Below are 23,397 nucleotides of genomic sequence, written 5' to 3' on the forward strand. Positions count from 1 at the left end.
GGGCAGCGGTTCTTAGTGGGTGTCCTGCACAGCCTTGACGAGGCGCTGCAGGTCGGGCGTGGTGATGAACTTGGCGTAGACCGGCTGCATCGCGGCCTTGAAGGCGGCCTTGTCCACGTCCTTCACCAGCTGGGCGCCGGCTTTGGTCACGATGTCCAGCGCCTTGGCCTCCTGCTCGTCCCACTTCTGCCGCTGGAACGTCACAGATTCCTTGGCCGCGGCGCGGAACAGCGCCTGGTCGGCCGGCGGGAGCTTGTCGAACACCACCTTGGACATGACCAGCATCTCCGGCGCCATCGAGTGCTCGGTGTACGAGTAGACCTTGACCGCCTCGTAGTGCTTGAAGCCTTCGTAGGAGGGGATGTTGTTCTCGGCCGCGTCGATCAGCCCGGTCTTGAGCGCCGTGTAGACCTCGCCGGTGGGCATGGGCGTGGCGTTGGCGCCCATGGCGCTGACCAGCGCCACCCACAGGTCGGACTGCTGCACGCGGATCTTCAGGCCCTTGGCGTCGGCCAGCGTGCGCACCGGCTTCTTGGCGTAGATCGAGCGCGCGCCCGAGTCGTAGAAGGCCAGGCCGACCAGGCCCTGGCCCTCGCAGCCCTTCAGGATCTCCTCGCCGACCGGGCCGTCCAGCACCTTGCGCATGTGCGGGATCGAGTCGAACAGGAACGGCATGGTGGGCACCAGCGTCTTCGCGCAGAGCGAGTTCAGCGAGCTGATGTTCACGCGGTTGAGTTCGAGCGCGCCGATCTTGACCTGGTCCAGCGTCTCCTTCTCCGAGCCCAGCGCGCTCTTGTTGAAGACCTTGATCTTGTACTTGCCGCCGCTGCGCTGCTCCAGCAGCTGGCTCATGTGCTTGACGGCAGCGACGGTGGGGTAGTCGTCGCTGTTGTGCACGTCGGCCGAGCGGAACTCGACCGCCTGGGCCGACAGGGCGAGCGCGCCGGTTGCCAGCGCGAGGAGGGTTGTGCGGATCATGGTGTGTCGTCCTCTGTGGTTGTGGTGAAGAGAGAGCGGGTCAGCTGCGGAAGGCCGGTTCCGCGAGGCCCTGGGTGCCCGGGGCCAGCGCGAACACGCCGCCGGCCAGCGGCTGGTCCGACAGGTCGCCGGCCGGCCGGATCGAGGTCACGTACAAGGTGTCGAGCCGCGCGCCGCCGAAGGCGCACATGGCCGGCTTGCGGACCGGCACGGCCAGCGAACGGTCGAGCCGGCCCGCGGGCGTGAAGCGGTGCACCAGGCCGGCGTCGTTGCCGCAGATCCAGTAGCAGCCGTCCACGTCGACGGCGGCGCCGTCGGGGCGGCCGGGCAGGGGGCGCATGTCGACGAACAGGCGGCGCCCGCTCGGCGTGCCGCTGTCGGGGTCGTAGTCGAAGGCCCAGACCGCTTGCACGTCGGGGTGCGAGTCCGACACGTACATGGTGCGCCCGTCGGGGCTGAAGGCCAGGCCGTTGGGCACGATGAAGTCCGCCAGCCGCGCGGGCAGCGCGGTGTCGCCGGCGGCGTAGTGGTACCAGGCGCCGGCGCGGACCGCGGCCGCCATGTCCAGGCACATGGTGCCGGCCCACAGCCGGCCCTGGCGGTCGCAGCGGCCGTCGTTGAAGCGCATGGCCGGGGCGGCGTGCCGCACCGCGGCCAGGCGGTCGGCGCGCACCTGGCCGTCGTCCTGCAGCTGCAGCGCGAAGATGCCGCTTTCCATGCCGCAGATCCAGCGCCCCGGCACGGCCGTGGCGGCGATGCAGGCCGGCATCTCGGCGGTGCTCCAGCGGCGGTGGCCCTGCGTGGGCGACCAGCGGTGCATGGCCCGGCCCGGGATATCGACCCAGTACAGCGCCTGCTCGCCGGCATGCCACACCGGGCTCTCGCCGGTGCCGTTGCGGGCGTCGAGGACCAGCTCGGCCATCCTCTCAGTCCTCGAACGGGCCCTGCGTGGTGAAGGCGCCGCCCTGGTAGAGCGCGTTCGGGTCGTCGGGCGCGAGCGGCGGCTGCGCCTCGACCTTGGCGCGGAAGACCTCCGAGCTGTCGCGCGGCACCCAGCCCAGGCGGGCGGCGGCGTGGTTGTCCCACCAGACGGTCCGGTTGGCCGAGGCGCCGTAGACCACGGTGTGGCCTACGCCGGGCGTGAACAGCGCTTTCTCGACCAGCCGCAGCAGGTCGTCGTAGCTGAGCCAGGTGTTCATCATCCGGCGGTTCAGCGGCTCGGGGAACGAGGAGCCGATGCGGATGCTGACGGTCTCGATGCCGTAGCGGTCGAAGTAGAACTGCGCCACGTCCTCGCCGAAGGACTTGGACAGGCCGTAGTAGCCGTCGGGCCGGCGCGGCACGCCGGCGTCCAGCCGCTCGGTCTGCCGGTAGAAGCCGATCACGTGGTTGGAACTGGCGAACACCACGCGGCGCACGCCGTGGCGGCGCGCGGCCTCGTAGACGTGGTAGACGCCCTTGATGTTGGCCTCCAGGATCTCCTCGAACGGCCGCTCCACCGACACGCCGCCCAGGTGCACGATGGCGTCGCAGCCGGCCACCAGCGCATCGACGGCCTGCTTGTCGGCCAGGTCGCAGGGCCGCACCTCCTCGTGCGGGCCGTGCGGCGCGCCCAGCGCGGCGATGTCGGACACGCGCAGCACCTGCGCCAGCGGTGCGAGGCGCTCGCGCAGCACCTGGCCCAGGCCGCCGGCGGCGCCGGTCAGCAGCAGGCGCCGCAGGCGGGGCGACGGTGCGTCGGAGGAAAGCGGATCGGGGTCGGGCATGGCCATCGTCGAGGAGTGCGAGTAAACGTTTAACTTCGCAAATGCTCCTGCATGGGAGGCCGATCGTCAATCTCTCCAGGCTAATCGTTTACCCGGGGTTTCGCCTGCAGGTGGATTCGCGCACGACGATGCGGCTCGGCAGCACGTCGTCCTCCTGCGGGGTGTCCTCGCCCTGGATCACGCCGATCAGCTTGCGCATGGCCAGCTCGCCGGTGGCCTCGCCCATCATGTCCACGCTGGTCAGCGACGGGCTGGCCAGCCGGCCGTAGGCGATGTTGTCGAAACCGGCCACCGAGACCTGCTCGGGCACCCGGATGCCCAGCGACTTGGCCTCCAGCAGCAGGCCCATGGCCAGCAGATCGTTGTAGGCCACGATGGCGTCGTCCGGCTCCTGCGACAGCAGGATGGTGGAGGCCAGGCGCTCGCCTTCCTCCGACGAGGGGGCGGCGGCGTCGAAGCTGCGGAAGCTGGCCTGCACGCCGGCGAAGGCGTCCCGCAGGCCGCGCGCGCGCTCGGCGCTCCAGCGCGCGCCCGGGAAGCCCAGGTAGCCGATGCGCCGGTGCCCCAGGTCGCGCAGGTGGCGGCCCAGCATCAGCCCGGCCAGGTAGTTGTCGCAGCCCACGCTGTGCCGGTCGGTGTAGGGGGAGGGGCGGCCGTAGAACACGACCGGCGTGCCGCTGTGGTACAGGCTCTCGATCACCGGCGCCGGCAGGCGGGTACTGACGATCAGTCCGTCCACGCGCCGGCACAGCGAGGCCAGCACGCCCAGCTCGGGCGCGGTGCTTTCCTCGGCGTCCGCGAAGATCAGGTTCAGCCCGGCGCCGGCCGCCACGCGCGACGCGCCCTTGACCAGGCTCGTGAAATAGGGGTTGCGGATGTCCAGGATGATGATGCCGACGTTGCCGGTGCGCCCGGTGATCATGCTCTTGGCCATCGGATTCATCGAATAGCCGAGCTGGCGCACGGCGCTGGCGATGCGCGCCTCCACCTCGGCCGTGAAGCGCTGGTTGCCGTTGACGTACTTGGAGACGGTGGCGGTGGAGACCTGGGCGGCCTCGGCGACGTCGCGGATGGTGGCGGCGCGCTTGCGCGGGGCGGGCATGGGCTGGCTCTCGGTGCGGTGTGGTGACAGGGCCCGACCATGCCACAGCGGCGGCCGGACGGGGCGGCCGCGCGCCGCATTCTCCGTATCGCGGTGCGCGCAGTGCTCTGTCCAGGCTGCGCGGACGCCGGCCGGGCGGCGGCCTGCCCCGGACGGCCTTGCCTTGGCCTGGCGGCCTACACGCGGCGCCGGCGGCGGCCTGCGGCGGGCCGGCGGCCGGCGCGGCACGATGGCGCCATGCCCGCCGCCCGATCCCGCCACCTGCCCAGCGCCGTCGGCTCCGAGCACGGCACGCCGGAACTGCCGGCGGTGCGCATCCGGGGCTACAACCTGGAAGTGCGCGACGAGGAGGGCTTCGTCGGCGACCGCGCCAGCCAGACGGCCTTCCGCGCGCTGGTCGAGGACTGGCGCCGCCGCTACCGCAGCAAGGGCCGCCAGGACCCGTTCGGGCGGCGGCCGTCGTCGCGCCTGGGCAAGAAGCGGCTGGACGCCGCGCTGGAGGGCGACACGGCCACGCCGGCGGCGGACCTGGTGCGCGGCGCGATCGAGGAGTTCGCGCTGGAGCTGACGCAGGTGATCCAGCGCTTCATGCGCCAGAAGGCCTGGCGCGGCGTGCAGCGCATCGTGATCGGCGGCGGCTTTCCCGAGAGCCAGGTCGGCGAGTGCGCGATCCTGCAGGCGGCCGCGCTGTGCCAGGTGGCCGACATCCCGGTGGAGCTGGCGCGGCTGCGGCACGAGGTGGACGACGGCGGCCTGATCGGCTGGGTGCACCTGGCGCCGCCGGCCGTCGTCGAGCATGCCGAGGCCCTGCTGGCCGTCGACATCGGCGGCACCAACGTGCGCTGCGGCATCGTGAAGCTGCGGCGCGGCAAGGCCGCGGACCTGTCGCGCGCCAAGGTCGTGCGCCGGTGCAAGTGGCGCCATGCGGACGACGCGCCCAGCCGCACCGCGCTGGTCGCGCGGCTGGCGGCCATGCTGCAGCGTCTGATCGACTGGGCCGCGCGCAAGCGTCTGCGCCTCGCGCCCTTCGTGGGCATCGCCTGCCCGGGGCTGATCCGCGCGGACGGCACGATCGCGCGCGGCGCGCAGAACCTGCCGGGCGACTGGTCGTCCGAACATTTCCACCTGCCCACGGCATTGCGCGACCAGCTGCCGGTGATCGGCGGCCATGCCACGCAGGTGCTGATGCACAACGACGCCGTGGTGCAGGGGCTGTCGGAACTGCCGTTCATGTGCGACGTGAAGCGCTGGGCGGTGCTGACGATCGGCACCGGGCTGGGCAATGCCAGCTTCCTGAACAAGGGGCGCCGGCGGCCGGCGGCAACCTGAAGCCGCCGGCTCCCGGCGGGCGATGGGGGCTCAGGCGGCGGCGTCGCGCCCGTGGCGCACGTGCGCCTGCATGCGGGCGCGGGCCGCTTCCGGGTCGCGCCGGCGCAGCGCGTCCATGATGTCGCGGTGCTCCTGCCGCGACTCGGCGATGCGGCCGCTCTTGTGCAGCGAGCTGATGCGCACCAGCTGCATCAGCCGGCGCAGGTCCCCGACCATCGCCTCGCGCCGGCGGTTGCCGGCGATCGACTGCAGCCGCGCATGGAAGCGCACGTTGACCGCGAAGAAGGCCTCGTTGCCCTCGGCCGCCTCCAGTTCGGCGTGCAGGGCCTCCAGTTCGGCCAGCTGCGCCGGCGTCGCCAGGCGCGCGGCGTCGGCGGCGGCATCGGCCTCCAGCAGGCCCAGCAGGTGGAAGACCTCGTTCAGGTCGGTCTCGGAAACCTCGGTCACGTAGGCGCCGCGCCGCACCTTCATCGTCACCAGGCCTTCGGCCGCCAGCACTTTCAGCGCCTCGCGCAGCGGCGTGCGGCTGATGCCGTAGTGCTCGGCCAGCCGCACTTCGTCGATCCAGCTGCCCGGCGGCAGCTCGCGGCTGTAGATCCGCTGCCGCAGGGCTTCGGCGACTTCCTCGTAGAGCGCGCGGGGGACCAGGGTGGCGACGGTCATACGACAGGCGGTTGGCGTTCCAATTGCATCAATAATTATGAATAATATAGACTGCGCTTGCCCATTCCGGGATGACCCTGACATCCGCCGCCCATTTCCCACCGGTTGACCGCCATGCCCTCTGACCCGCCCACGTTCGCCCCTGCCTCGCTCGACGCCTGGACCAAGGCTGCCGCCAAGTCCGCACGCGGCGGCGATGTCTCCGCGCTGAACTGGGTCACGCCGGACGGCATCGTCGTCAAGCCGCTCTACACCGCGGCCGACCTGCAGGGCCTGCGCTACACCGATACGCTGCCCGGCTTCGAGCCCTACATCCGCGGCCCGCAGGCCACGATGTACGCGGTGCGGCCGTGGACCATCCGCCAGTACGCGGGCTTCTCCACGGCCGAGGAATCCAACGCCTTCTACCGCAAGGCGCTGGCCGCGGGCGGGCAGGGCGTTTCCGTGGCCTTCGACCTGGCCACGCACCGCGGCTACGACAGCGACCATCCGCGCGTGACCGGCGACGTCGGCAAGGCCGGCGTGGCGATCGATTCGGTCGAGGACATGAAGATCCTGTTCGACGGCATCCCGCTGGACAAGGTCAGCGTGTCGATGACGATGAACGGCGCGGTGCTGCCAGTGCTGGCCGGCTACGTGGTCGCGGCCGAGGAGCAGGGGGTGTCGCAGGGCCAGCTGTCCGGGACCATCCAGAACGACATCCTCAAGGAGTTCATGGTCCGCAACACCTACATCTACCCGCCCGGGCCGAGCATGCGGATCATCGGCGACATCATCGAGTACACGGCGAAGAACATGCCGAAGTTCAACTCGATCTCGATCTCCGGCTACCACATGCAGGAGGCCGGCGCGAACCAGGCGCTGGAACTGGCCTTCACGCTGGCCGACGGCAAGGAGTACGTGAAGACCGCGCTGGCCAAGGGCCTGAACGTGGACGACTTCGCCGGGCGCCTGTCCTTCTTCTGGGCCATCGGCATGAACTTCTACCTGGAAGTCGCCAAGATGCGCGCGGCGCGGCTGCTGTGGTGCCGGATCATGAAGGAGTTCGAGCCCAGGAACCCCAAGAGCCTGATGCTGCGCACGCACTGCCAGACCTCGGGCTGGAGCCTGACCGAGCAGGACCCGTACAACAACGTGGTGCGCACCACCATCGAGGCCATGGCGGCGGTGTTCGGCGGCACGCAGAGCCTGCACACCAACGCGCTGGACGAGGCCATCGCGCTGCCCACCGAGTTCAGCGCCCGCATCGCGCGCAACACGCAGCTGATCATCCAGGAGGAAACCCACATCACCAACGTGATCGATCCCTGGGCCGGCAGCTACATGATGGAGCGGCTGACGCAGGACATGGCCGACAAGGCCTGGGAGATCATCGAGGAGGTCGAGGCCATGGGCGGCATGACCAAGGCCGTCGATTCCGGCTGGGCCAAGCTCAAGATCGAGGCCGCCGCGGCCGACAAGCAGGCGCGCATCGACTCCGGCAAGGACGTGATCGTCGGCGTCAACAAGTACAAGCTGCAGAACGAGGACCCGGTCGAGATCCTGGCCATCGACAACGTGAAGGTGCGCGAGGCCCAGGTCGCGCGGCTGCAGAAGATGCGCGCCACCCGCGACGCGGCCAAAGTGCAGGCCGCGCTGGAGGCGCTGACGGCCGCGGCCGAGAGCAACACCGGCAACCTGCTGGCGCTGGCGATCGACGCCGTGCGCCTGCGCGCCAGCGTCGGCGAGATCAGCGACGCGCTGGAGAAGGTGTTCGGCCGCCACCGCGCCGACACGCAGAAGGTCACCGGCGTCTACGCCGCGGCCTACGACTCGGCCGAGGGCTGGGACAAGCTCAAGGAAGAGATCAGCGCCTTCGCCGAGGAGCAGGGCCGCCGCCCGCGCGTGATGATCGCCAAGCTGGGCCAGGACGGCCACGACCGCGGCGCCAAGGTGGTGGCCACGGCCTACGCCGACCTGGGCTTCGACGTGGACATGGGCCCGCTGTTCCAGACGCCAGAGGAATGCGCGCGCCAGGCGATCGAGAACGACGTGCACGCGGTCGGCGTCTCCACGCTGGCGGCCGGCCACAAGACGCTGGTGCCGGCCATCATCGAGGAACTGAGGAAGCAGGGCGCGGACGACATCATCGTCTTCGTCGGCGGCGTGATCCCGCGGCAGGACTACGACTTCCTGTACGAGGCCGGCGTCAAGGGCATCTACGGGCCGGGCACGCCGATCCCGGCCAGCGCCAAGGACGTGCTGGAGCAGATCCGCGCGGCGGTGGCGGCCTGAGGGGCGTCGTGGCAGGCGTCATCTCCGTGCATCCGCACGACCGCTGGCGTGCCGGCCGGGAACCGGCATGCTGAATCCGGCGGGCGCTCTCCTGCAGCAGGCGTTGATCGGCACCCCGGGCATGGCCCAGCGCCGCGCGCTGGCCAAGACCATCACCCTGCTCGAATCCACCCGCGCCGACCACCGCGCGCAGGCGGACGAACTGCTGACGGCCCTGCTGCCGCACACGGGCAGGAGCTTTCGGCTCGGCATTTCCGGCGTGCCGGGCGTGGGCAAGTCCACCTTCATCGAGGCGCTGGGGCTGTTCCTGATCGGCCAGGGCCACCGTGTCGCGGTGCTGGCGATCGATCCCTCGTCCACCGTCTCGGGCGGCGCCATCCTGGGCGACAAGACACGGATGGAGATGCTGTCCGTCCAGGAGCAGGCCTACATCCGTCCCAGCCCCTCGTCGGGCACGCTGGGCGGCGTGGCCGAGAAGACGCGCGAGGCCATGCTGGTGTGCGAGGCGGCCGGCTACGACATCGTGATCGTCGAGACCGTGGGCGTGGGCCAGAGCGAGACGGCGGTGGCCGGCATGACCGACATGTTCGTGCTGCTGCAGCTGCCCAACGCGGGCGACGACCTGCAGGCCATCAAGAAGGGCGTGATGGAGCTGGCCGACCTGGTGGTCATCAACAAGGCCGACCTGGACAAGGACGCCGCCACGCGCGCGCAGGCCCAGATCACCTCGGCGCTGCGCCTGTTCGGCCACCACGGCAACCCCGAGCACGCGCAGGCGATGCACGATGCCCACAGCGGCGCCGAGGTGCGCTTCTGGCTGCCGCAGGTGATCCAGCTCAGCGCGCTCACCGGCGCCGGCGTGGACCGCTTCTGGGCCGCGGTGAGCGCATTCCGGGAGATCCAGGCCGCCAACGGCCGCCTCGCCGCGCGGCGCGAGAAGCAGGCGCTGGCCTGGATGTGGGAGCGTATCCAGGCCGGGCTGAAGCAGGCCTTCCGCCAGCATCCCGGCGTGCGCGAGCGCCTGCCGTCCATCACCGCCGAGGTCGCGGCCGGCCGGCTGCCGGCGTCGGCGGCGGCCCGGCAGCTGCTCCAGCTTTCAGGCGCCGCCGCGCAGCCACCGAATCCATAGCCATCGATACCAACGACACCCGCAGGACACCATGAAGGACATCCTCGAAGAACTCGAACGCCGCCGCGCGCAGGCCAACCTGGGCGGCGGCCAGAAGCGCATCGACGCGCAGCACAAGAAGGGCAAGCTCACCGCGCGCGAGCGCATCGAGCTGCTGCTGGACGACGGCACCTTCGAGGAATGGGACATGTTCGTCGAGCACCGCTGCAGCGACTTCGGCATGGCCGGGCAGAAGATCCCCGGCGACGGCGTGGTCACCGGCTACGGCATGATCAACGGCCGGCTGGTGTTCGTCTTCAGCCAGGACTTCACGGTGTTCGGCGGCGCGCTGTCCGAGGCGCACGCCGAGAAGATCTGCAAGGTCATGGACCAGGCCATGAAGGTCGGCGCGCCGGTCATCGGCCTGAACGACTCGGGCGGCGCGCGCATCCAGGAGGGCGTGGCCTCGCTGGGCGGCTATGCCGAGGTGTTCCAGCGCAACGTGATGGCCTCGGGCGTGATCCCGCAGATCAGCATGATCATGGGCCCCTGCGCCGGCGGCGCGGTGTACTCGCCGGCGATGACCGACTTCATCTTCATGGTGAAGGACTCCAGCTACATGTTCGTCACCGGCCCCGAGGTGGTGAAGACCGTGACGCACGAGGACGTGACGGCCGAGGAGCTGGGCGGCGCCTCCGCCCACACCGCCAAGAGCGGCGTGGCCGACCTGGCGTTCGAGAACGACGTCGAGGCGCTGCTGATGCTGCGCCGCCTGTACAACTACCTGCCGCTGAACAACCGGGACAAGCCGCCCGTGCGGCCCAGCAACGATCCGGCCGACCGCCAGGACATGAGCCTGGACACGCTGGTGCCGGAGAACCCGAACAAGCCCTACGACATGAAGGAGCTGATCACCAAGACGGTGGACGACGGCGACTTCTTCGAGATCCAGCCCGACTACGCCAAGAACATCGTGGTCGGCTTCGCGCGCATGGAGGGGCAGACGGTGGGCATCGTCGCCAACCAGCCGCTGGTGCTGGCCGGCTGCCTGGACATCAAGAGCTCGATCAAGGCCGCGCGCTTCGTGCGCTTCTGCGACGCGTTCAACATCCCGGTCGTCACCTTCGTGGACGTGCCGGGCTTCATGCCGGGCACCAGCCAGGAGTACGGCGGCATCATCAAGCACGGCGCCAAGCTGCTGTACGCGTACGCCGAGTGCACCGTGCCCAAGATCACCGTCATCACGCGCAAGGCCTACGGCGGCGCCTACGACGTGATGAGCTCCAAGCACCTGCGCGGCGACGTGAACTTCGCCTGGCCGAACGCCGAGATCGCGGTGATGGGCGCCAAGGGCGCGGTGGAGATCATCTTCCGCGAGGACAAGAGCGACCCGGCCAAGCTGGCCGCGCGCGAGGCCGAGTACAAGGCGCGCTTCGCCAACCCCTTCGTGGCCGGCGCGCGCGGCTTCATCGACGACGTGATCCTGCCGCACGAGACGCGCAAGCGCATCTGCCGCTCGCTGGTGATGCTGCGCGACAAGAAGCTCGAGAACCCGTGGCGCAAGCACGGGAACATCCCGCTGTAAGCCAGCCGCCGGGCCCGCATGCGCTTCGCGTCCAAGGTCGACCTGTGGCTGGTGCTCGTGCTGGGCGCCGCCGCGCTGGCGGTGCTGTGGGCGCTGGCCCGGGCGCTGGCGCACGCCGGCAGCGGGGGGATCGCCGTGGCCGCCGTCGCCGCGGCCCTGGCGGTGGGCCTGCCGCTGTGGCTGCTGGTCGACACGCGCTACGAGTTGGCCGACGGCCAGCTGCGGGTGCGCTGCGGCCCGTTCCGCTCGGCCATCGCGCTGGACCAGATCCGCTCGGTGCGGCCGTCGCGCAGCCTGGTGTCCTCGCCGGCGCTGTCGCTCGACCGGCTGCACATCGCCTATGGGCGCCACCAGGCCGTGCTCGTATCTCCCAGGGACAAGGCAGGCTTCATCGCCGCGCTGCAGCAGCAGGCGCCCGGCGTGCAGGTCCTGCACCCATGAATCGCAAGGAACCGCCATGTTCAAGAAAATCCTGATCGCCAACCGCGGCGAAATCGCCTGCCGGGTCATCAAGACGGCCAAGAAGCTCGGCATCGCCACCGTGGCCGTCTACTCCGACGCCGACAAGGACGCACGCCACGTCGAACTGGCCGACGAGGCCGTGCGCCTGGGTCCGCCGCCCAGCCGCGAGAGCTACCTGCTGGCCGACAAGATCATCGAAGCCTGCAAGCAGACCGGCGCCGAGGCCGTGCACCCGGGATACGGCTTCCTGTCGGAGAACGAGGCCTTCGCCCGCCGGGTCGAGGAGGAGGGCATCGTCTTCATCGGTCCCAAGCACCATTCGATCGCGGCCATGGGCGACAAGATCGCCTCCAAGAAGCTGGCCAAGCAAGCCAAGGTCAACACCATCCCCGGCTACAACGATCCGATCGACACGCCCGAGCAGGCCGTGCAGATCGCCAAGGACATCGGCTACCCGGTGATGATCAAGGCCAGCGCCGGCGGCGGCGGCAAGGGCCTGCGCGTGGCCTTCAACGACAAGGACGCGTTCGACGGCTTCACCTCCTGCCGCAACGAGGCGCGCAACAGCTTCGGCGACGACCGCGTGTTCATCGAGAAGTTCGTCGAGGAGCCGCGCCACATCGAGATCCAGGTGCTCGGCGACGCCCACGGCAACGTGGTCTACCTGAACGAGCGCGAGTGCTCGATCCAGCGCCGCCACCAGAAGGTCATCGAGGAGGCGCCCTCGCCCTTCATCAGCGACGCCACGCGCAAGGCCATGGGCGAGCAGGCCGTGGCGCTGGCCAAGGCGGTGGACTACCAGAGCGCGGGCACGGTGGAGTTCGTGGTCGGCAAGGACCAGAGCTTCTACTTCCTGGAGATGAACACGCGGCTGCAGGTCGAGCATCCGGTGACCGAGTGCATCACCGGCCTGGACCTGGTGGAGCTGATGATCCGCGTGGCGGCCGGCGAGCGGCTGCCGATCACGCAGGCCGACGTCCGGCGCGACGGCTGGGCCATCGAGTGCCGCATCAACGCCGAGGATCCGTTCCGCGGCTTCCTGCCGTCCACGGGCCGGCTGGTGCGTTTCGCGCCGCCGGAGCAGACCATGTTCGCGGCCGATACCGCCCACCTGTACGGCGTGCGCGTGGACACTGGCGTGCAGGACGGCGGCGAGATCCCGATGTACTACGACTCGATGATCGCCAAGCTGATCGTGCACGGGCGCGACCGCACGGAGGCGATCGCCAAGATGCGCGAGGCGCTGAACGGCTTCGTGGTCCGCGGCATCAGCAGCAACATCCCGTTCCAGGCCGCGCTGCTGGCGCATCCGAAGTTCGTGGCCGGCGATTTCAACACCGGCTTCATCGCCGAGCACTACGCCCACGGCTTCCGCGCCGAGGACGTGCCGCATGACGACCCGGACTTCCTGCTGGCGCTGGCGGCCTACGCGCACCGGCGCTACCGCGGCCGCGCGGCCGGCATCAGCGGCCAGATGGCCGGCCACGAGATCGAGATCGGCGAGGACTTCGTGGTCGTGGCGCTGGGGCCGGACGGCCACCACAAGTCCACGCCGGTGCGCGTGGACGGCTTCGACGCCGCGTCGGGCCAGGCCTCCGTGCAGGTCGGCTCCCGCAGCTATGCGCTGGCGAGCGCCTCGCGGCTGGGCGCGGTCCGGCTGGCCGGCACCTGCAACGGCCAGCCCTTCAGCGCCCAGGTGGAGCGCGGCGTGCAGTCGGGCCCGCTGGCGATTCGCGTGCAGCACAACGGCACGCAGCTCGACGCGCTGGTGCTGGCGCCGCGCACGGCCGAGCTGTTCGCGCTGATGCCCTACAAGGCGCCGCCGGACATGAGCCGCTTCGTGCTGTCGCCGATGCCGGGCCTGCTGGTCGAGGTCGCGGTGCAGCCCGGCCAGGCGGTGCAGGCCGGCGAGCGCGTGGCCGTGATCGAGGCCATGAAGATGGAGAACGTGCTGTTCGCCACGGCGGACGGCGTCGTCGGCAAGGTGCTGGCAACCAAGGGCGAGAGCCTGGCCGTGGACCAGCCCATCATCGAATTCGCCTGAAGAGGAGTCCCTGTCATGAGCCAACGTCCCTTCAAAGTCCTCGGCATCCAGCAGATCGCGATCGGCGGGCCGGACAAGCAGCGCCTGCAGCGGCTGTGGGTGGACATGCTGGGCCTTTCGGTCACCGGCACCTTCCGCAGCGAGCGTGAGAACGTGGACGAGGACATCTGCGCCATCGGCAGCGGCCCGTACAAGGTCGAGGTCGACCTGATGCAGCCGCTGGACCCCGAGAAGAAGCCCGCCGTGCACGCCACGCCGCTGAACCACGTGGGCCTGTGGATCGACGACCTGCCGCGCGCCGTGGAGTGGCTCACGGCCCAGGGCGTGCGCTTCGCGCCCGGCGGCATCCGCAAGGGCGCGGCCGGCTACGACATCTGCTTCCTGCATCCCCGCGCCAGCGAGGATTTCCCGATCGCGGGCGAGGGCGTGCTGATCGAACTCGTGCAGGCGCCGCCGGAGGTCGTCGCGGCGCTGGGCCTGCCGGGCTGAGCGTCCCTCAGCCGCGGCGGACCCGGGCGCGCGCCAGGGCCGCCTCGACCAGGGCGCGGCGGGCGGCTGCCGCCGGGTCGCCGGCCGACGCAGGGAGATCGGGCTCGGTAGCCGCCGGCACCGGCGCCGGATCCAGCTTGCGCTGGTGCGCCGCATAGCGCCTGCGCGCGGCCTCGGCCTGTGCGGGCGACCAGGCGTCCCAGCCGGTGCGGCTGCCGGTCGCGGGCTCCAGCCGGATGCAGTCCACCGGACACGCCGGAATGCACAGTTCGCAGCCGGTGCAATGGGCCTCGGCGACGGTGTGCATCAGCTTGTGGCTGCCAATGATGGCGTCGACCGGGCAGGCCTTGATGCACAGCGTGCAGCCGATGCACCAGGCCTCGTCGATCCAGGCCATCTGGCGCGGCGCTTCCGGGCCGTGGTCCGGGTCCAGCGGCACGGCGGGCTGGCCGGTCAGCCTGGCCAGGCGCTCGATGCCCTGCAGGCCTCCCGGGGCGCAGCGGTTGATGGGAGCCTCGCCATCGGCGATGGCGCGGGCATAGCCGGCGCAGTCGGGGTAGCCGCAGCGCGTGCACTGCGTCTGCGGCAGCGCATCGAGCACACGCTCGGCCAGCGGGAGCACCGCGGAGACTCAGGCAGCGGTCTTCTCGACGGCCTGGGCAGCCGCGCGCGCCACGGCGGCGCTGCGCTCGCTGCTGGGGGCGGCGCCCTGGTTGTGCGCCAGGATGAAGTCGCGCACCGTGGGGTATACGCTCTCGCGCCAGCGCCGGCCGCTGAAGATGCCGTAGTGGCCTACGCCCTCGACCTCGAAGTGCTGCCGCTGGTTCTGGTCGATGCCGGTGCACAGATCGTGCGCGGCGGCGGTCTGGCCGGAGCCGGAAATGTCGTCCAGCTCGCCCTCGATGGTCAGCAGCGCGCAGTTCCGGATGTCCTGCGGCTTCACCAGCTCCGGCTCGCCCGCGGCGTTGCGGACCTGCCAGGTGCCGTTGACCAGCTTGAAGTCCTGGAACACCGTGGCGATGGTTTCCAGGTAGTAGTCCGCATCCATGTCGAGCACCGCGTTGTACTCGTCGTAGAACTTGCGGTGCACCTCGGCGCTGACGTCGTCGCCCTTCAGCAGGTGCTCGAAGTAGTCGTAGTGGCTCTTGGCGTGGTGGTCGGGGTTCATCGCCACGAAGCCGGCGTGCTGCAGGAAGCCGGGGTACACGCGGCGCCCGGCGCCCGGGAAGCTGTGGGGCACGCGGTAGATCACGTGGCTCTCGAACCACTGGAAGCTCTTGTTCATGGCCAGGTTGTTCACGGCCGTCGGCGATTTGCGCGCATCGATCGGGCCGCCCATCATGGTCATGGACAGCGGCAGGCGCTCGCCGCGCGAGGCCATCAGCGAAACGGCCGCCAGCACCGGCACCGTCGGCTGGCAGACGCTCATCACGTGGCAGTCGCCGTAGACGTTCTGCAGGTGGCGGATGAACTCCTGCACGTAGTTGACGTAGTCGTCCAGGTGGAACTCGCCCTCGGACAGCGGCACCAGCCGCGCGTTCTTCCAGTCCGTGATGTAGACCTTGTGGCCGCTCAGCATGGACTTGACCGTGTCGCGCAGCAGCGTGGCGTAGTGGCCGGACAGCGGCGCCACGATCAGCACGGCGGGCTGATTCTTCAGCGTCGCCAGCGTCGCCGCGTCGTCGGTGAAGCGCTTGAAGCGGCGCAGTTCGCAGAAGGGCTTGTCGACCTCCACGCGCTCGTGGATCGCCACGTCCACGTCCCCGACGGCCACGGTGCGCAGGCCGAATTCCGGCTTCTCGTAGTCCTTGCCCAGCCGGTACAGCAGGTCGTAGCTGGCGGCCACGCGTTGCGAGAACGGGTTGTGGCCGAGCGGTGAATTGACATTGCCGAACAGCTTGGATGCGGCGTTGGCGAATTCGGCGAACGGCTCCATCAGGGAGCGTTGGGCTTCGTAAATCTGGTACAGCATCGCGGGCAGGCGGAGTGGAGGGCTATGTTGCAGCGCAGCAATATAGCAGTTGTCCGACTTTCTTGCACAGCGGAAAAACACCGACCGGGCGCGCGCTGTCGCAAGCTGTTGCGAATTGCGCACCATGGCCGCCCACTACACTGCCGGCCCGATGCGCGCGAGGGGTTCTCCATGCTGAACGGCCTGTGGCTGGCCTTCTTCCTGACGGCCGGCGCCAGCGCGCTGTGGCGCTGGCTGGCCGGTGGCGACGCCGAAGTGTTCGCGGCCATGGTGCAGGCCTTGTTCGGCATGGCCAAGCTGTCGGTGGAGGTGATGGTGCTGCTGTTCGGCACGCTGACGCTGTGGCTGGGCTTCCTGCGGATCGCCGAGCAGGCCGGCCTGGTGGACCGGCTGGCGCGCTGGCTGTCGCCGCTGCTGTGCCGCCTGATGCCGCAGGTGCCGCCGGGCCATCCGGCGCTGGGGCTGGTCACGCTGAATTTCGCCGCCAACGCGCTGGGGCTGGACAACGCCGCCACGCCGATCGGCCTGAAGGCGATGCGTTCGCTGCAGGACCTCAACCCGCGTTCCACGGTGGCCAGCGACGCGCAGATCCTGTTCATGGTGCTGAACGCCTCGGCGCTGACGCTGCTGCCGGTCAGCGTGTTCATGTACCGGGCGCAGCAGGGCGCGGCCGACCCCACGCTGGTGTTCCTGCCGATCCTGCTGGCCAATGCCGCCGGCACGCTGGTGGCGCTGCTGGCCGTGGCGGCCGTGCAACGGCTGCGGCTGTGGGATCCGGTGGTGCTGGCCTACCTGTTGCCCGGGGCGCTGCTGCTGGGCGGCTGCATGGCGGTGCTGGCCGGGCTGTCGGCCTCGGCGCTGGCGGCGCTGTCCTCGCTGCTGGGCAACCTCACGCTGTTCGGCATCGTGCTGCTGTTCGTGGTGGCGGGCGCCTGCCGGCGGGTGCCGGTCTACGAGTCCTTCGTCGCCGGCGCGAAGGAGGGCTTCGACGTCGCGAAGAACCTGCTGCCCTACCTGGTCGCGATGCTGTGCGCGGTCGGCGTGCTGCGGGCATCCGGCGCGCTGGACCTGGCGCTGGAGGGACTGCGCCGGGTGGTGGAGCTGGCGGGCTGGGATGCGCGCTTCGTCGACGCGATGCCGACCGCGCTGGTCAAGCCGTTCTCGGGCAGCGCCGGCCGCGCCATGATGATCGAGACCATGCAGAGCCGGGGGGTGGACAGCTTCGCCGGCCTGCTGGCCGCCACGGTGCAGGGCAGCACCGAAACCACGTTCTACGTGCTGGCGGTGTACTTCGGGTCGGTGGGCATCCAGCGCGCACGCCATGCCGTGGCCTGCGCGGTGGCCGCCGACCTGGCCGGCATCCTGGCCTCGATCGGCGTGTGCTACTGGTTCTTCGGCTGACGCCTCACAGCACCTTGGCGATGCTGGCGCAGACGTAGTCGATGTTGCGGCTGTTCAGCGCGGCCACGCACATGCGGCCGGTGTCGGTGCCGTAGACCCCGAACTCGCTGCGCAGGCGCACCATCTGGTCCTTGGTCAGGCCCGAGTAGCTGAACATGCCGACCTGGGTGGTGATGAAGTCCATGTCGCGCTGCACGCCGGCGGCCTTGAGCTTGTCCACCAGGGCGACGCGCATCTGCTTGATGCGGGTGCGCATGCCGGCGAGCTCCTGCTCCCACAGCGCACGCAGCTCGGGCGTGTTCAGCACCGCGGCCACCACGGCGCCGCCGTGCGTGGGCGGGTTGCTGTAGTTGGTGCGGACCATGATCTTCAGCTGGCTCAGCACGCGGTCGGCCTCGGCCTTGTCCTGGCACAGCACCGACAGCGCGCCGACGCGCTCGCCGTACAGGCTGAAGCTCTTGCTGAACGAGGTCGAGACGAAGAACGACAGGCCGGCCGCCACGGCCTTGGCGACCGCGGCGCCGTCCTCGGCGATGCCCTGGCCGAAGCCCTGGTAGGCCATGTCCAGGAACGGCACCAGATCCTGCGACTTCAGCACGGCGACGACCTGGTCCCACTGCGCGGGCGTGATGTCGTAGCCGGTCGGGTTGTGGCAGCAGGCGTGCAGCACCACGATGGTGCCGGGCGCCGCGGCCTTCAGGTCGGCCAGCATGCCGTCGAAGTCGACGCCGCGGCGCGCGGCGTCGTAGTAGCGGTAGGTCTGGACCTCGAAGCCGGCCTGCGTGAACAGCGCGCGGTGGTTCTCCCAGCTCGGATCGCTGATCAGCACCTTGGCGCCGGGCTTCAGGTGCTTCAGGAAGTCCGCGCCCACCTTCAGGCCGCCGGTGCCGCCCAGGGCCTGCACGGTGGCGACGCGGCCGCTCTTGACGGGCTCGCTGTCGGCCCCAAATACCAGGTTCTTGACGGCGCTGTCGTAGGCGGCGATGCCATCGATGGGCAGGTAGCCGCGGGCCTTGGGCGCTTCCATCATCGCGCGCTCGGCCTTCTGCACGCATTCCAGCAGGGGCAGCTTGCCGTTGTCGTCGTAGTACACGCCCACGCCCAGGTTGACCTTGTTGGGGTTGGTGTCGGCGGCGAACTGCTCGTTCAGGCCCAGGATCGGGTCGCGCGGTGCCATCTCGACGGCGGAGAACAAAGACATGAGAGTTCCTGCAGAGGGTTGTGGCTAGCGGATGCGGGCCGTGCTGCGCTAACCTGGTGTGTTGCCCCTCGCGCAGCGGCGAGGCGGCCGGCAGCGGCCGGGCAACAATTCTATGCATTCCTGCCACGATCGGATTCCGTATGCCAGAAGTCCTGGACACCCCGCCCGAGGAAAAGAAGGGCGCCTTCGTCCACTTTCCCGATTCGCCGTTCGAGCTGTTCCAGCCCTATCCGCCGGCCGGCGACCAGCCCGAGGCCATCGCCCGGCTGGTCGAGGGCGTGCGCGACGGCGAGGTGTTCCAGACCCTGCTGGGCGTCACCGGCTCGGGCAAGACCTACACCATGGCCAACGTGATCGCGCAACTGGGCCGCCCGGCCATCGTGTTCGCGCCGAACAAGACGCTGGCGGCGCAGCTGTACAGTGAGTTCCGCGAGTTCTTCCCGAAGAACGCGGTCGAGTACTTCGTCAGCTACTACGACTACTACCAGCCCGAGGCCTACGTGCCGCAGCGCGACCTGTTCATCGAGAAGGACTCGGCGATCAACGAGCACATCGAGCAGATGCGGCTGTCGTGTACCAAGAGCATCCTGGAGCGGCGCGACGTGCTGATCGTGGCGACGGTCTCGGCGATCTACGGCATCGGCGAGCCCGAGAGCTACCACCGCATGATCATGACGCTGCGCGCCGGCGACCGGATGGGCCAGCGCGACGTGATCGCGCAGCTGATCCGCATGCAGTACCAGCGCAACGACCAGGATTTCCAGCGCGGCAAGTTCCGCGTGCGCGGCGACACCATCGACGTGTTCCCGGCCGAGCACTCCGAGCTGGCCGTGCGCATCGAGCTGTTCGACGACGAGATCGAGTCGCTGCTGCTGTTCGATCCGCTGACCGGCAGGATCAAGCAGAAGATCCCGCGCTTCACGGTCTACCCCAGCAGCCACTACGTGACGCCGCGCGACAAGGTGCTGAGCGCGGTGGAGACCATCAAGATCGAGCTGAACGAGCGCGTCAAGCAGTTGGTCGATGCCGGCAAGCTGGTCGAGGCGCAGCGGCTGGAGCAGCGCACCCGCTTCGACTTGGAGATGCTCAGCGAGGTCGGCCACTGCAAGGGCATCGAGAACTACACGCGGCACCTGTCGGGTGCCGCGCCGGGCGACCCGCCCTCGACGCTGACCGACTACCTGCCCAAGGACGCGCTGATGTTCCTGGACGAGAGCCACGTGCTGATCGGCCAGCTCGGCGCCATGTACAACGGCGACCGCTCGCGCAAGACCACGCTGGTGGAATACGGCTTCCGCCTGCCCAGCGCGCTGGACAACCGGCCGCTGAAGTTCGAGGAGTTCGAGCGGCGCATGCGCCAGGTGGTGTTCGTCTCGGCCACGCCGGCCGACTACGAGAAGACGCATGCCGGCCAGGTGGTGGAGCAGGTGGTACGGCCGACCGGCCTGGTCGATCCCGAGGTCGAGGTGCGGCCGGCCGCGACCCAGGTCGACGACGTGCTGCAGGAGATCCGGCTGCGCGTGGAGCGCGACGAGCGCGTGCTGATCACCACGCTGACCAAGCGCATGGCCGAGCAGCTGACCGACTACCTGGCTGACAACGGCGTGCGCGTGCGCTACCTGCACTCCGACATCGACACGGTGGAGCGGGTGGAGATCCTGCGCGACCTGCGCCTGGGCAGCTTCGACGTGCTGGTCGGCATCAACCTGCTGCGCGAGGGGCTGGACCTGCCCGAGGTGTCGCTGGTGGCGGTGCTGGACGCCGACAAGGAGGGCTTCCTGCGCTCCGAGCGCTCGCTGATCCAGACCATCGGCCGGGCGGCGCGCAATGCCGGGGGCAAGGCCATCCTGTATGCGGATGGCATCACCGATTCCATGCGCCGCGCGATCGACGAGACCGAGCGCCGCCGCGCCAAGCAGATCGCCCACAACGCGGCGCGCGGCATCGTGCCCAGGACCATCGTGAAGCAGGTGCGCGACCTGATCGACGGCGTCTACAGCGAGAAGTCGGGCAAGGAGGCCGAGCGCCTGGAGCAGGCCGCGCTGCAGCGCGCCAAGGTCGAGGACATGAGCGAGAAGGACGTCGCGCGCGAGATCAAGCGGCTGGAAAAGCAGATGCTGGAGCACGCCCGCAACCTCGAATTCGAGAAGGCGGCCCGCGTGCGCGACCAACTGGCGCAACTCAAGGCGCAGGCCTTCGGTGCGGCCGGCAGCGACACGGTCCCCGGCGCCTGACTGTCAAACCCGAGCGATTCAATAGGGATTTCTGCTATACTTGAGTTAATTGATCGGGAACCAAGGCGCATCGAGGAAGTCCAGTGATCCAGGGCTCGGCCGCTGCCACGCATCCAGTGGGAGACGGTGAACGGCGCGGTGGCCGGGTGCTTATCCAGACCCGGCTTCAACGGTAGGTCAAGCAACAAAGGAGCTTGCGATGCGTCTCACGACCAAAGGCCGCTTTGCGGTCACAGCCATGATCGATCTGGCCCTGCGCCAGAACAACGGCCCGGTGACGCTGGCCGCCATCAGCCAGCGCCAGCAGATCTCGCTGTCCTACCTGGAGCAGCTGTTCGGCAAGCTGCGCCGGCACGACCTCGTGGAATCCACGCGCGGGCCCGGCGGCGGCTACACGCTGGGCCGCAAGGCCGCCGACATCACCGTGGCCGACATCATCGTCTCCGTCGACGAGCCGATCGACGCCACTCAGTGCGGCGGTAAGGAGAACTGCCTGGGCGACGCCGGCCGCTGCATGACGCACGAGCTGTGGGCCGCGCTGAACCAGCGCATGGTCGAGTTCCTGGATTCCGTGACGCTGCAAAAGCTGGTCGACGACCAACTGGCCAAGGGCGTGCAGGTGGAGAACAAGCCGATGCTCAAGCGCGCCATCTCGCCGACGCCGGTGGTCAAGCCGATCCGCGTGAACGCGCCGAATTCCGTGTTCGCGCTCGGCAACGCCTTTGCCAAATCCTGAACCGCTCGTGCCCGCCGCCTCTCCAGCCAGCCGAGACTGAAAGCTAGCCAATGTCCACAACTCCGCATTTCCCGATCTACATGGATTACAGCGCCACCAACCCCTGCGACGAGCGGGTGGTGGAGGCCATGATCCCCTGGCTGCGCGAGCATTTCGGCAACCCGGCTTCGCGCAGCCACGCCTGGGGCTGGGAGGCGGAAGCCGCGGTAGAGACGGCGCGTGGACACGTCGCCGCGCTGGTCAACGCCGACCCGCGCGAGATCATCTGGACCTCCGGCGCGACCGAGTCCGACAACCTCGCGCTCAAGGGCGCGGCCCATTTCTACAAGGGCAAGGGCAAGCACATCATCACGGTCAAGACCGAGCACAAGGCCGTGCTGGACACCTGCCGCGAGCTGGAGCGCCAGGGCTTCGAGGTCACCTACATGGACGTGCAGCCCGACGGGCTGCTGGACCTCGCGGCCTTCGAGGCGGCGATCCGGCCCGACACCATCCTGGCCAGCGTGATGTTCGTGAACAACGAGATCGGCGTGGTGCAGGACATCGCCGCCATCGGCGAGATCTGCCGTGCCAGGGGCGTGGTGTTCCATGTGGACGCCGCCCAGGCCACCGGCCGCGTGGACGTCGACCTGCAGGCGCTGAAGGTCGACCTGATGAGCCTGACCGCGCACAAGACCTACGGCCCCAAGGGCATCGGCGCGCTGTACGTGCGGCGCAAGCCGCGCATCCGCATCGAGGCGCAGATGCACGGCGGCGGCCATGAGCGCGGCATGCGCTCGGGCACCCTGCCGACGCACCAGATCGTCGGCATGGGCGAGGCCTACCGCATCGCCAAGGAAGAGATGCATGCCGAGAACCGGCGTATCCAGGCGCTGCACGACCGCATGCTGGCGGGGCTGCAGGACATCGACCAGGTGTTCATCAACGGCCATCCGACCCGGCGCGTGCCGCACAACCTGAACATGAGCTTCAACTTCGTGGAAGGCGAGTCGCTGATCATGGGCATCAAGGGGCTGGCGGTGTCCAGCGGCTCGGCCTGCACCTCGGCCAGCCTGGAGCCGAGCTACGTGCTGCGTGCGCTGGGCCGCAGCGACGAACTGGCCCACAGCAGCCTGCGCATGACGATCGGCCGCTGGACCACCGAGGCCGACATCGACTACGCCGTGCAGGCGATCCGCCAGAACGTGGCGAAGCTGCGCGAGCTGAGCCCCCTGTGGGAGATGTACCAGGACGGCGTGGACCTCGCCTCCATCCAGTGGACGGCGCACTGACACGACGGATCGAACGAAACGGGAGAGAACACCATGGCTTATTCGGACAAGGTCGTAGACCACTATGAAAACCCGCGCAACGTCGGCTCCTTCGACAAGGGCGACGAGTCGGTCGGCACCGGCATGGTCGGCGCACCGGCCTGCGGCGACGTGATGAAGCTGCAGATCAAGGTCAATCCGCAGACCGGCGTGATCGAGGACGCGCGCTTCAAGACCTATGGCTGCGGCTCGGCCATCGCCTCGTCCTCACTCGTCACCGAGTGGGTCAAGGGCAAGACGCTGGAGGAGGCCGCGGCGCTGAAGAACAGCCAGATCGCCGAGGAACTGGCGCTGCCCCCGGTCAAGATCCATTGCTCCATCCTGGCCGAGGACGCGATCAAGGCGGCCGTGGACGACTATCGCAAGAAACACCAGCCGGCCCCCGTCCACTGACATGGCGGTGACCCTGACCGAGGCGGCCGCGCGCCACGTGACCCGCTACCTTGCCAAGCGCGGCAGGGGCGTGGGCGTGCGGCTGGGCGTGAAGACCACCGGCTGCTCCGGCCTGGCCTACAAGCTCGAATACGTGGACGAGCCCGGCCCCGAGGACGTGGTGTTCGAGGAGCACGGCGTCAAGGTGCTGGTCGATCCCAAGAGCCTGCCGTACCTGGACGGCACCAGGCTCGATTTCGTGCGCGAAGGGCTCAACGAAGGGTTCCGCTTCGACAACCCGAACGAGCGCGACCGCTGCGGTTGCGGCGAGAGCTTCCGCGTCTGACCTGACGTCCCGACGACCGCCATGG

21 protein-coding genes are annotated in these 23,397 nt (G+C 69.4%); 13 read left to right on the forward strand and 8 right to left on the reverse strand.

Annotation, left to right across the window (positions count from 1 at the left end):
• Positions 1-12: 12 nt before the first annotated feature.
• The 4 genes from QM782_RS15560 to QM782_RS15575 all read right to left on the reverse strand — a co-directional run bounded on the left by QM782_RS15560 (position 13) and on the right by QM782_RS15575 (position 3,846).
• Positions 13-978, reverse strand: coding sequence for a TRAP transporter substrate-binding protein (locus QM782_RS15560; RefSeq protein WP_415203813.1), 966 nt, complete (start codon positions 976-978; stop codon positions 13-15).
• 40 nt (positions 979-1,018) lie between these two features.
• Entirely contained in the window at positions 1,019-1,900 is an 882-nt protein-coding gene (locus QM782_RS15565; protein ID WP_415203814.1) for an SMP-30/gluconolactonase/LRE family protein, read from the reverse strand.
• 4 nt (positions 1,901-1,904) lie between these two features.
• On the reverse strand, positions 1,905-2,744 hold the full coding sequence (locus QM782_RS15570; RefSeq protein WP_415203815.1) for an NAD-dependent epimerase/dehydratase family protein: 840 nt from the start codon (positions 2,742-2,744) through the stop codon (positions 1,905-1,907).
• Between the two features lie 88 nt (positions 2,745-2,832).
• The gene (locus tag QM782_RS15575; RefSeq protein WP_415203816.1) at positions 2,833-3,846 is read right to left on the reverse strand and encodes a LacI family DNA-binding transcriptional regulator; all 1,014 of its coding nucleotides are present in this window, start codon (positions 3,844-3,846) and stop codon (positions 2,833-2,835) included.
• A 237-nt stretch (positions 3,847-4,083) separates the two neighbouring features.
• Here QM782_RS15575 and QM782_RS15580 point away from each other — a divergent pair, with 237 nt between their 5' ends.
• Positions 4,084-5,175: an ROK family protein gene (locus QM782_RS15580; RefSeq protein WP_415203817.1), complete on the forward strand. Its 1,092-nt coding sequence runs from the start codon at positions 4,084-4,086 to the stop codon at positions 5,173-5,175.
• 30 nt (positions 5,176-5,205) lie between these two features.
• Here QM782_RS15580 and QM782_RS15585 read toward each other — a convergent pair whose 3' ends face one another.
• Positions 5,206-5,838, reverse strand: a complete 633-nt coding sequence (locus QM782_RS15585; RefSeq protein WP_415203818.1) for a GntR family transcriptional regulator — start codon at positions 5,836-5,838, stop codon at positions 5,206-5,208.
• Between the two features lie 114 nt (positions 5,839-5,952).
• Here QM782_RS15585 and scpA point away from each other — a divergent pair, with 114 nt between their 5' ends.
• The 6 genes from scpA to QM782_RS15615 all read left to right on the forward strand — a co-directional run bounded on the left by scpA (position 5,953) and on the right by QM782_RS15615 (position 13,800).
• The gene (scpA, locus tag QM782_RS15590; protein ID WP_415203819.1) at positions 5,953-8,112 is read left to right on the forward strand and encodes a methylmalonyl-CoA mutase; all 2,160 of its coding nucleotides are present in this window, start codon (positions 5,953-5,955) and stop codon (positions 8,110-8,112) included.
• Between the two features lie 67 nt (positions 8,113-8,179).
• Positions 8,180-9,241 carry a methylmalonyl Co-A mutase-associated GTPase MeaB gene (gene meaB, locus QM782_RS15595; RefSeq protein WP_415203820.1) on the forward strand — a complete coding sequence of 354 codons (1,062 nt, stop codon included), beginning with the start codon at positions 8,180-8,182 and terminating at the stop codon, positions 9,239-9,241.
• A 31-nt stretch (positions 9,242-9,272) separates the two neighbouring features.
• On the forward strand, positions 9,273-10,805 hold the full coding sequence (locus tag QM782_RS15600) for an acyl-CoA carboxylase subunit beta (RefSeq protein WP_415203821.1): 1,533 nt from the start codon (positions 9,273-9,275) through the stop codon (positions 10,803-10,805).
• Between the two features lie 18 nt (positions 10,806-10,823).
• Positions 10,824-11,246 carry a PH domain-containing protein gene (locus QM782_RS15605; RefSeq protein WP_415203822.1) on the forward strand — a complete coding sequence of 141 codons (423 nt, stop codon included), beginning with the start codon at positions 10,824-10,826 and terminating at the stop codon, positions 11,244-11,246.
• A 16-nt stretch (positions 11,247-11,262) separates the two neighbouring features.
• Complete coding sequence (locus QM782_RS15610) at positions 11,263-13,311, forward strand: acetyl-CoA carboxylase biotin carboxylase subunit (protein ID WP_415203823.1); 2,049 nt, start codon at positions 11,263-11,265, stop codon at positions 13,309-13,311.
• Positions 13,312-13,326: 15 nt separating this feature from the next.
• Positions 13,327-13,800 carry a VOC family protein gene (locus QM782_RS15615; RefSeq protein WP_415203824.1) on the forward strand — a complete coding sequence of 158 codons (474 nt, stop codon included), beginning with the start codon at positions 13,327-13,329 and terminating at the stop codon, positions 13,798-13,800.
• Positions 13,801-13,807: 7 nt separating this feature from the next.
• On the opposite strand, the gene QM782_RS15620 is transcribed toward QM782_RS15615, so the two are convergent.
• Positions 13,808-14,422 carry an RnfABCDGE type electron transport complex subunit B gene (locus QM782_RS15620; RefSeq protein WP_415203825.1) on the reverse strand — a complete coding sequence of 205 codons (615 nt, stop codon included), beginning with the start codon at positions 14,420-14,422 and terminating at the stop codon, positions 13,808-13,810.
• A 9-nt stretch (positions 14,423-14,431) separates the two neighbouring features.
• The gene (locus QM782_RS15625) at positions 14,432-15,772 is read right to left on the reverse strand and encodes a polyhydroxyalkanoate depolymerase (RefSeq protein WP_415203826.1); all 1,341 of its coding nucleotides are present in this window, start codon (positions 15,770-15,772) and stop codon (positions 14,432-14,434) included.
• A 171-nt stretch (positions 15,773-15,943) separates the two neighbouring features.
• On the opposite strand from QM782_RS15625, the gene QM782_RS15630 reads away from it, so the two are divergent.
• A complete protein-coding gene (locus QM782_RS15630) occupies positions 15,944-17,173 on the forward strand; it encodes a nucleoside recognition domain-containing protein (protein WP_415203827.1) in 1,230 nt (409 codons plus the stop codon).
• 4 nt (positions 17,174-17,177) lie between these two features.
• On the opposite strand, the gene QM782_RS15635 is transcribed toward QM782_RS15630, so the two are convergent.
• Positions 17,178-18,374, reverse strand: coding sequence for an amino acid aminotransferase (locus tag QM782_RS15635; protein ID WP_415203828.1), 1,197 nt, complete (start codon positions 18,372-18,374; stop codon positions 17,178-17,180).
• 140 nt (positions 18,375-18,514) lie between these two features.
• On the opposite strand from QM782_RS15635, the gene uvrB reads away from it, so the two are divergent.
• From uvrB to iscA, 5 genes are all read left to right on the forward strand, one after another.
• A complete protein-coding gene (gene uvrB / locus QM782_RS15640; protein ID WP_415203829.1) occupies positions 18,515-20,608 on the forward strand; it encodes an excinuclease ABC subunit UvrB in 2,094 nt (697 codons plus the stop codon).
• A 199-nt stretch (positions 20,609-20,807) separates the two neighbouring features.
• Positions 20,808-21,344, forward strand: a complete 537-nt coding sequence (gene iscR, locus QM782_RS15645; RefSeq protein WP_415203830.1) for a Fe-S cluster assembly transcriptional regulator IscR — start codon at positions 20,808-20,810, stop codon at positions 21,342-21,344.
• 50 nt (positions 21,345-21,394) lie between these two features.
• Entirely contained in the window at positions 21,395-22,615 is a 1,221-nt protein-coding gene (locus QM782_RS15650) for an IscS subfamily cysteine desulfurase (protein ID WP_415203831.1), read from the forward strand.
• Positions 22,616-22,648: 33 nt separating this feature from the next.
• A complete protein-coding gene (gene iscU / locus QM782_RS15655; RefSeq protein WP_415203832.1) occupies positions 22,649-23,047 on the forward strand; it encodes a Fe-S cluster assembly scaffold IscU in 399 nt (132 codons plus the stop codon).
• A 1-nt stretch (position 23,048) separates the two neighbouring features.
• Positions 23,049-23,372 (forward strand): iron-sulfur cluster assembly protein IscA, encoded by a 324-nt coding sequence (gene iscA / locus QM782_RS15660; protein ID WP_415203833.1) that lies wholly within the window; start codon positions 23,049-23,051, stop codon positions 23,370-23,372.
• Positions 23,373-23,397: the final 25 nt, after the last annotated feature.

Source organism: Pseudorhodoferax sp., assembly GCF_047601025.1.
GTDB lineage: Bacteria > Pseudomonadota > Gammaproteobacteria > Burkholderiales > Burkholderiaceae_C > Pseudorhodoferax.

Coding starts and splice junctions, on each gene's coding strand:
- QM782_RS15560 (WP_415203813.1), bottom strand. CDS start 978: ATGATCCGCACAACCCTCCTCGCGCTGGCAACCGGCGCGCTCGCCCTG.
- QM782_RS15565 (WP_415203814.1), bottom strand. CDS start 1,900: ATGGCCGAGCTGGTCCTCGACGCCCGCAACGGCACCGGCGAGAGCCCG.
- QM782_RS15570 (WP_415203815.1), bottom strand. CDS start 2,744: ATGCCCGACCCCGATCCGCTTTCCTCCGACGCACCGTCGCCCCGCCTG.
- QM782_RS15575 (WP_415203816.1), bottom strand. CDS start 3,846: ATGCCCGCCCCGCGCAAGCGCGCCGCCACCATCCGCGACGTCGCCGAG.
- QM782_RS15580 (WP_415203817.1), top strand. CDS start 4,084: ATGCCCGCCGCCCGATCCCGCCACCTGCCCAGCGCCGTCGGCTCCGAG.
- QM782_RS15585 (WP_415203818.1), bottom strand. CDS start 5,838: ATGACCGTCGCCACCCTGGTCCCCCGCGCGCTCTACGAGGAAGTCGCC.
- scpA (WP_415203819.1), top strand. CDS start 5,953: ATGCCCTCTGACCCGCCCACGTTCGCCCCTGCCTCGCTCGACGCCTGG.
- meaB (WP_415203820.1), top strand. CDS start 8,180: ATGCTGAATCCGGCGGGCGCTCTCCTGCAGCAGGCGTTGATCGGCACC.
- QM782_RS15600 (WP_415203821.1), top strand. CDS start 9,273: ATGAAGGACATCCTCGAAGAACTCGAACGCCGCCGCGCGCAGGCCAAC.
- QM782_RS15605 (WP_415203822.1), top strand. CDS start 10,824: ATGCGCTTCGCGTCCAAGGTCGACCTGTGGCTGGTGCTCGTGCTGGGC.
- QM782_RS15610 (WP_415203823.1), top strand. CDS start 11,263: ATGTTCAAGAAAATCCTGATCGCCAACCGCGGCGAAATCGCCTGCCGG.
- QM782_RS15615 (WP_415203824.1), top strand. CDS start 13,327: ATGAGCCAACGTCCCTTCAAAGTCCTCGGCATCCAGCAGATCGCGATC.
- QM782_RS15625 (WP_415203826.1), bottom strand. CDS start 15,772: ATGCTGTACCAGATTTACGAAGCCCAACGCTCCCTGATGGAGCCGTTC.
- QM782_RS15630 (WP_415203827.1), top strand. CDS start 15,944: ATGCTGAACGGCCTGTGGCTGGCCTTCTTCCTGACGGCCGGCGCCAGC.
- QM782_RS15635 (WP_415203828.1), bottom strand. CDS start 18,374: ATGTCTTTGTTCTCCGCCGTCGAGATGGCACCGCGCGACCCGATCCTG.
- uvrB (WP_415203829.1), top strand. CDS start 18,515: ATGCCAGAAGTCCTGGACACCCCGCCCGAGGAAAAGAAGGGCGCCTTC.
- iscR (WP_415203830.1), top strand. CDS start 20,808: ATGCGTCTCACGACCAAAGGCCGCTTTGCGGTCACAGCCATGATCGAT.
- QM782_RS15650 (WP_415203831.1), top strand. CDS start 21,395: ATGTCCACAACTCCGCATTTCCCGATCTACATGGATTACAGCGCCACC.
- iscU (WP_415203832.1), top strand. CDS start 22,649: ATGGCTTATTCGGACAAGGTCGTAGACCACTATGAAAACCCGCGCAAC.
- iscA (WP_415203833.1), top strand. CDS start 23,049: ATGGCGGTGACCCTGACCGAGGCGGCCGCGCGCCACGTGACCCGCTAC.